Origin of the sequence: Acidovorax sp., assembly GCF_022763525.1 — a bacterium.
Taxonomy (GTDB): domain Bacteria; phylum Pseudomonadota; class Gammaproteobacteria; order Burkholderiales; family Burkholderiaceae_C; genus Acidovorax.
This window is the reverse complement of sequence record NZ_JALEGG010000203.1, coordinates 1-6,637: the sequence shown is the minus strand read 5'-3', so window position 1 is coordinate 6,637 and position 6,637 is coordinate 1. Positions and strand designations below refer to the sequence as shown.

Sequence of the window (6,637 nt, the reverse complement as noted above, 5' to 3'; positions counted from 1 at the left end):
GGCCCGGATGGCAGCGCCGCCCAGGTCGTGGGCAGCCAGGTTGGAGAAGTCGCCCTGCAGCGAACCCATGGGGGTGCGCGCAGCGCCGACGATAACGACAGGGTCTTGGATCTGGGAAGACATGAAAGGGCTCCTTGAAAGTGATCGGGTCAACACAAGTGATGAAAGTCAGGGGCAGATGGGCCGATGAAAACTGCGCTAGCTGGCACCTACCCCGGGCGGCGCGGCCGCGTGGGGCAAGCGCCGCTCGGGGTCGTAGGGAAATACGTCGAACATGTGGCCGGCCTGGATGCGCTCCTTGTGCGATTGCCAGAAGCTCGGGTCGAGCAGATCGGCGTGGTGGCGCATGAACACTTCGCGCACGGCGTCGTTGCCGAGCAGGAAGGGGCCGAAGGTTTCGGGAAACACATCGCGCGGACCCACGCTGTACCAGACCTCGCCGCTCATCTCTTCCTCTTCATTGCGCGGAGCGGGCACGCGGCGGAAGTTGCAGTCGGTGAGGTACTCGATCTCGTCGTAGTCGTAGAACACGACCTTGCCATTGCGCGTGATGCCGAAGTTTTTCCAGAGCATGTCGCCCGGGAAGATGTTGGCGGCCACGAGGTCCTTGATGGCGTTGCCGTATTCGATGACGCTGTGCTCCATCTGCTGGCGCGCGCGCGGGTCCGAAAGGCCTGTGTCGAACGCCTCCTGCAAGTAGATGTTCAGCGGAATCATGCGCCGTTCGATGTACAGGTGCTTGATGATCACTTCGGTCTGGCCGTCGCCATCGCGGTCGCTGATCTCCAGTTGGCTGGGGGCGAACTTCTCGATTTCGGCGATGAGCGCATCGTCGAACCTGTCGCGCGGAAAGGCCACCTCGCTGTACTCCAGCGTGTCGGCCATTCGGCCCACGCGGTCGTGCTGCTTGACCAGGAGGTACTTGGCCTGGATCTGCTCGCGCGTGGTTTCCTTCTGGTGCGGAAAGTAGTCCTTGATGAGCTTGAACACGAACGGGAAGCTCGGCAGGTCGAACACCAGCATCACCATGCCCTTGATGCCTGGCGCGATGCGGAACTTGTCGCTGGAGTGCCGCAGGTGATAGAGGAAATCCCGGTAAAACAGGGTCTTGCCCTGCTTGGCCAGCCCGAGCGCGTTGTAGATTTCGGCACGCGGCTTTCGGGGCATCAGGCTGCGCAAGAACTGAACATAGGCGCTGGGGATCTCCATGTCGACCATGAAGTACGCCCGCGCGAAGCTGAACAGCATCTGCATGTCGTCTTCGCCAAACAGCACGGCGTCGATGAACAGCTTGCCGTTGGCGTCGTGCAGGATGGGCAGCGCAAACGGAATCTCGCTGAAACCGTTGATGATCTTGCCCACCATGTACGCGCCCTTGTTGCGAAAGAACAGGCTGGTAAGCACCTGGATCTGGAAGTTGGCCCGCAGCCGGACCTTGTCGAGCCGGTGGCGCATGGCGGCGGCCACGCTCGCCGTGTCCCCCGTCAGATTGGCGAATTCGCGTTGGAGCTCAAAGTTCTCGACGATGTGGCGCAACACGTCCTGCAGGTTGTCGCGTGTGGGGTAGTAGGCGCGGTAGGTCGGTCGCGCCGCGGGCTCTGCGTTCTCGATGTATTCGGTGCTGACCGCCGGCCGCACAAAGATGAAATCGTTGTGGAAGTGCGTGCGGTGCAGGATCTTGGTGGTGACCGAGTTGAAGAAGGTCTCTGCCAGCTCAGGCTGATGGTGATTGACCAGCAGGCCGATGTAGTGCAGCTTGACCTGGTGCCACACGTCCATCGGCTGCGAGCCCGCGCCAAACTCCTTCTCGAGCCTGCGCACGCACTCCTTCACGCGCAGGTCGTAGAACTCGATGCGCTCGCGCTGCGCCCGCTGCTGGCCGTGCCAGTCGGCGGTCTCAAAGCGGTGCTTGGCGCGCGCGGATTCGGTGCGGAACAGCCGGTAGTGCCGGTTGAACCCGTCCATCATGGCCTTGGCAATGCCGTAGGCCTGTGGAGCATCAAGGCGCTGCGGAAACATGGCGAGCCTTAGGCCGTTGCGGGGAGCGAGCGCGGATGGCTTGCCGTTCTACTGCCGCTTCACCGCCGCAACACCGGCAATGGCCGCCTTGTAGAGCGACTCCAGGCCTTCGGTGCTGTCCACGGTCATGTGCAGATCGTTGATGAGGCCGTCTTTGAGGCCGTAGCACCAGCCGTGCAGTGTGACCTTCTGTCCCCGACCCCAGGCATCGAGCATGACGGTGCTCTGGGCCACATTGACCACTTGCTCGATCGCGTTCAACTCGCAGAGCGCGTCGTGACGCCATTCTGGGGCGATCGAGGCAATCAGATCGCGGTGGCGGTCGCGCACGTCCGTCACGTGGCGAATCCAGTTGTCCGCCAGGCCCACACGGATGCCTTCAAGCGCTGCCAGCACGCCGCCGCAGCCGTAGTGGCCCACGACCATGAGGTGCTCAACGCGCAGCTGGTCCACCGCGTACTGGATGGTCGAGAGACAGTTGAGATCGGTGGGAACCACCACATTCGCCACATTGCGGTGCACGAAGACTTCGCCAGGCTCCAACCCCGTGATCTGGTTGGCCGGCACCCGGCTATCCGAACAACCGATCCACATGTACTTGGGCTTCTGCTGGGCCAGAAGGGCCGTGAAGAAGCCTGGCCGCTCGCGCTCCATCTGGGCAGCCCAGGCGCGGTTGTGAACAAACAGGTCTTCGATGGAGGTGGGCATGTCAGCCTTTGGGAGGGTAGTGGTTCGGAATGGATGCTCAGCAGGTCTCGGCAAACAGTTCTCGGCCAATCAGCATGCGGCGGATTTCGCTGGTGCCCGCCCCGATTTCGTAGAGCTTGGCGTCGCGCCACAGGCGGCCGAGCGGGTACTCATTGATGTAGCCGTTGCCGCCGTAGATCTGCACGCCCTCGCCTGCCATCCAGGTCGCCTTCTCGGCACACCACAGGATCACGCTGGCGCAGTCCTTGCGCACCTGGCGAACGTGCTCAGTGCCCAACATGTCGAGATTCTTGGCCACAGTGTATGCAAACGAACGGCCCGCCTGCAGCACGGTGTACATGTCGGCCACTTTGCCCTGGATGAGCTGGAACTCGCCGATGCTCTGGCCGAACTGCTTGCGGTCGTGAATGTACGGGATCACGTTGTCCATGACCGATTGCATGATGCCCAGGGGACCGCCGGTCAACACGGCACGCTCGTAGTCCAGGCCACTCATCAGCACCTTGGCGCCGCCGTTGACAACGCCCAGCACGTTCTCGGCGGGCACCTCCACGTCCTGAAACACCAGCTCGCCCGTGTGGCTGCCGCGCATGCCCAGCTTGTCGAGCTTCTGCGCAATGGAGAATCCCTTCATGCCTTTCTCGATGAGGAAGGCGGTCACGCCGCGCGCACCCATTTCCGGCTCGGTCTTGGCGTACACCACCAGCGTGTCCGCATCGGGGCCATTGGTGATCCACATCTTGCTGCCATTGAGCAGGTAGTAGCCGCCCTTGTCCTCGGCCTTGAGCTTCATGCTGATTACGTCCGACCCCGCGCCGGGCTCGCTCATCGCCAACGCGCCCACATGTTCGCCGCTGATGAGCTTGGGCAGGTACTTGGCCTTCTGCGCCTCGTTACCGTTGCGGTTGATCTGGTTCACGCAGAGGTTGCTGTGCGCGCCGTAGGACAGGCCTACTGACGCGCTGGCGCGCGAGATTTCCTCCATCGCCACCATGTGCGCCAGGTAGCCCATGGCGGCACCCCCATACTGCTCTGGAACTGTGATGCCCAGCACGCCCAGATCCCCCATCTTGCGCCACAGGTCCATGGGGAACTGGTCGCTGCGGTCGATCTCGGCGGCGCGTGGAGCGATCTCGGCTTGGGCAAAGTCGCGAACGGCATCGCGAAGCGCGTCGATGTCTTCGCCCAGTTGAAAGTTCAGTCCGGGCAGGTTGGAGGGCAGGCTCATGGTATGTCTCCTTAAATCAGGGGGGTCGGTTCGGGGGAACGCTGGGATGCTTGGAAAGGATGGCGAAGAAACGAAAAATGGGAAGCTGCGATGGATTGGCTACCCGTGGATGTGGTGGCGCCCGGTAACCGCCATCAGGGTGCAGCCCATCGTGGCAATCAGTTTTTCGGCGCCTGAGTCGCTGAGGGCAAAAGCTTGGCCCTCGCAGACTGTGATCGTCCTTCCGGGTTTGATCACGCGGCCTTGCATGCGGAAGCGCTGCCCCTGCGCCGGGGCAGCAGGTTGATCTTGAACTCGATGGTCAGCACGGCAGCGTCGGCGTCCATCAGGGTGAAACCCGCATAGCCACATGCCGAGTCCAGCGCCGTAGCCACCATTCTCGCGTGCAGGAAACCGTGCTGCTGGGTCAAGGCCGGGGCCCAGGAAAGTTCGATGTCCACCGCTCCGGGAGCCACAAGGCCGAGCGACGCACCCAATGTCTGCATGGCGCCCTGGCGCGCAAAGCTGTCGCGCACACGGCCCGCATAGTCGGTGCAGCGCGGCTCATAGACGGGCAGATCCAAGACGGCCTCCTAAGTTTACGTTTACGTAAACGTCAATTATGAATCAATTTTCTGTTTCTACCTTTGCCAGCAGAGTACGTGCTTCTTTTTCATGCTCGCGCACTTCTTCCAGGTTGGCCTGCAACTCCGCCATCTGCTCTTCGAGCTGCTTGCGGTGAACGACCAGCACGTCCAGAAACCTGCGCAGTTGCACGCCGGTGTCGCGGGGGCTGTCGTAAAGGTCGATGATTTCTTTGGCCTCGGTCAGGGAAAGGCCCAGGCGTTTGGCCCGCAGCGTCAATCGCAGCCGAGTGCGATCGCGGGCGCTGTAGACCCGATTTCTTCCTGCGGCGCCAGTGCGCTCAGGTTGCAAGAGGCCCATGTCTTCGTAAAAGCGGATCGCGCGGGTGGTGAGATCAAACTCTTTGGCAAGATCGCTGATGGTGTAAGTGTTGGCCATGGGGGTGCTTGCTGCACACAGCAAAGCGGGTTTCACGCACGAGACAGCCGTTGGCCCGTGACTCCCTACAATGCATTGGGTGCATAACGTTTACGTTAACGTCAATGCTAACCCATCCCACCTGTTGCCATGAATCCACACGAACACCAGATCCGCTATCCGCTGGGCGATGCCCTGCCCGCCGAAGGCAGGACCATCGAGGTCGCGCCCGGCGTCCGATGGATCCGGATGGGCCTGCCCTTCGCGTTGGATCACATCAATCTGTGGCTGCTGCGTGACTGCCAACCCGACGCCAGTGGCGCCATGGTCGAAGGATGGACCGTAGTGGACTGCTGCATTGACAGCCCATCCAGCCGAACACAATGGGAACAGGTTTTCGCCTCCAGTCTTGAGGGCCTGCCCGTTCTACGGGTCATTGTCACCCACATGCATCCCGACCACATCGGCCTGGCGCACTGGCTGTGCGCGCGCTGGAATGTCCGGCTGTGGATCAGCGCAACCGATTACAACGTCGCCCGTGTGGCAGTCTATGACCCGCAAGGCTTTGGAGGAGAGGCGGGCGCCGACTTCTACGCGCTGCACGGCGCGCAAGACAAGGCCTTCCTGTCCCATGTCCGTGGAAGAGCTTCGTATTTTCCTACTCTCGTCCCCGCGCTCCCGCGGCGCTTTTGCAGGCTTATGGACGGCGACACGCTCAACATCGGTGGCCGGGCTTGGCGTTGCATCGCCGGCTACGGGCACGCACCGGAGCACATTGCCCTTTACTGCGAGGAGTTGGGTGCTTTGCTCAGCGGCGACATGGTTCTTCCCCGCATCTCCACAAACGTCAGCGTCCACGCCAGCGAGCCCGAGGCGAACCCCTTGCATCTGTTCTTGACCTCATTGTTGAGGTATCTGGAACTGTCCGAACAAACGCTGGTGCTGCCATCCCATGGCAAACCGTTCTTCGGTCTGGCCACGCGCATCGCGCAACTCCAGCAGCACCACCAGGAGCGGCTGGCAGACATCTTGCAGGAGGCGCAGAACGGAGCCCTCAGCGCCGCCGATGTCCTGCCCATCCTCTTCCAACGCTCGCTAGATACTCACCAGATGACGTTTGCCATGGGCGAAGCGCTGGCCCATTTGCACTACCTGTGGTTCATCGGGCAATTGGAACGCGTGACGGACTTTGCCGGTGTGCTTCGATTTCGATTACCGTCGTTGGCGATCCGTTGACTCTCCGTCAATCTAACCTCAGTTCTCCACGGGGCGGTCTGCGCGGCTGCTCTCCCGTTGCCTATGTCGGCCCAGTACGAACCACGAGATCGAATTTGATCTAAACCGATGGATGCATCGAAAGAGCAAGCTGTTCGACGAGGGTTTGCAGAAGGTCTTGGCGATCCGTGCTTCCGACGCGCCAAGTTGAGAAGGCGGTTGCACAGTTCACCGGACCGGTGATGCGTTCGACACGGGGAGCTGCGCATTTTCGCGAACGTCCGGCAAACTAAAGGTCAGGAATAGAAGGCTCGCCCCCCCTGCAGCCCAAGTACCCGTGAGTCTGATCCTGAAGTTTCCCGCAAAGCAAAACGCCCTTCTACTCGGAGGAGCAGAAGGGCGGTTTGGGCTGTAAGAGCCTGACGATGACCTACTTTCACACGGGAACCCGCACTATCATCGGCGCAAAGTCGTTTCACTGTCCTG

General features: G+C 61.5%; 5 protein-coding genes and 2 pseudogenes. 1 reads left to right on the top strand and 6 read right to left on the bottom strand.

Annotated elements, in window-relative coordinates:
• The 6 genes and pseudogenes from MRY84_RS15925 to MRY84_RS15900 all read right to left on the bottom strand — a co-directional run.
• Window positions 1-123: pseudogene (locus tag MRY84_RS15925) on the bottom strand (acetyl-CoA C-acetyltransferase); the annotation flags it as partial.
• 75 nt (window positions 124-198) lie between these two features.
• Entirely contained in the window at window positions 199-2,019 is a 1,821-nt protein-coding gene (aceK, locus tag MRY84_RS15920) for a bifunctional isocitrate dehydrogenase kinase/phosphatase (protein ID WP_291506683.1), read from the bottom strand.
• Between the two features lie 48 nt (window positions 2,020-2,067).
• The gene (gene can, locus MRY84_RS15915; protein ID WP_291506682.1) at window positions 2,068-2,727 is read right to left on the bottom strand and encodes a carbonate dehydratase; all 660 of its coding nucleotides are present in this window, start codon (window positions 2,725-2,727) and stop codon (window positions 2,068-2,070) included.
• 37 nt (window positions 2,728-2,764) lie between these two features.
• Window positions 2,765-3,955 (bottom strand): isovaleryl-CoA dehydrogenase, encoded by a 1,191-nt coding sequence (locus MRY84_RS15910; RefSeq protein WP_291506681.1) that lies wholly within the window; start codon window positions 3,953-3,955, stop codon window positions 2,765-2,767.
• 99 nt (window positions 3,956-4,054) lie between these two features.
• A pseudogene (locus MRY84_RS15905) lies at window positions 4,055-4,440 on the bottom strand (PaaI family thioesterase).
• Window positions 4,441-4,561: 121 nt separating this feature from the next.
• A complete protein-coding gene (locus MRY84_RS15900) occupies window positions 4,562-4,957 on the bottom strand; it encodes a MerR family DNA-binding transcriptional regulator (RefSeq protein WP_291506680.1) in 396 nt (131 codons plus the stop codon).
• A 129-nt stretch (window positions 4,958-5,086) separates the two neighbouring features.
• Here MRY84_RS15900 and MRY84_RS15895 point away from each other — a divergent pair, with 129 nt between their 5' ends.
• Window positions 5,087-6,172 (top strand): MBL fold metallo-hydrolase, encoded by a 1,086-nt coding sequence (locus MRY84_RS15895; protein ID WP_291506679.1) that lies wholly within the window; start codon window positions 5,087-5,089, stop codon window positions 6,170-6,172.
• The last annotated feature ends 465 nt before the right edge of the window (window positions 6,173-6,637 follow it).

Coding starts and splice junctions, on each gene's coding strand:
- MRY84_RS15900 (WP_291506680.1), bottom strand. CDS start 4,957: ATGGCCAACACTTACACCATCAGCGATCTTGCCAAAGAGTTTGATCTC.
- MRY84_RS15910 (WP_291506681.1), bottom strand. CDS start 3,955: ATGAGCCTGCCCTCCAACCTGCCCGGACTGAACTTTCAACTGGGCGAA.
- aceK (WP_291506683.1), bottom strand. CDS start 2,019: ATGTTTCCGCAGCGCCTTGATGCTCCACAGGCCTACGGCATTGCCAAG.
- can (WP_291506682.1), bottom strand. CDS start 2,727: ATGCCCACCTCCATCGAAGACCTGTTTGTTCACAACCGCGCCTGGGCT.
- MRY84_RS15895 (WP_291506679.1), top strand. CDS start 5,087: ATGAATCCACACGAACACCAGATCCGCTATCCGCTGGGCGATGCCCTG.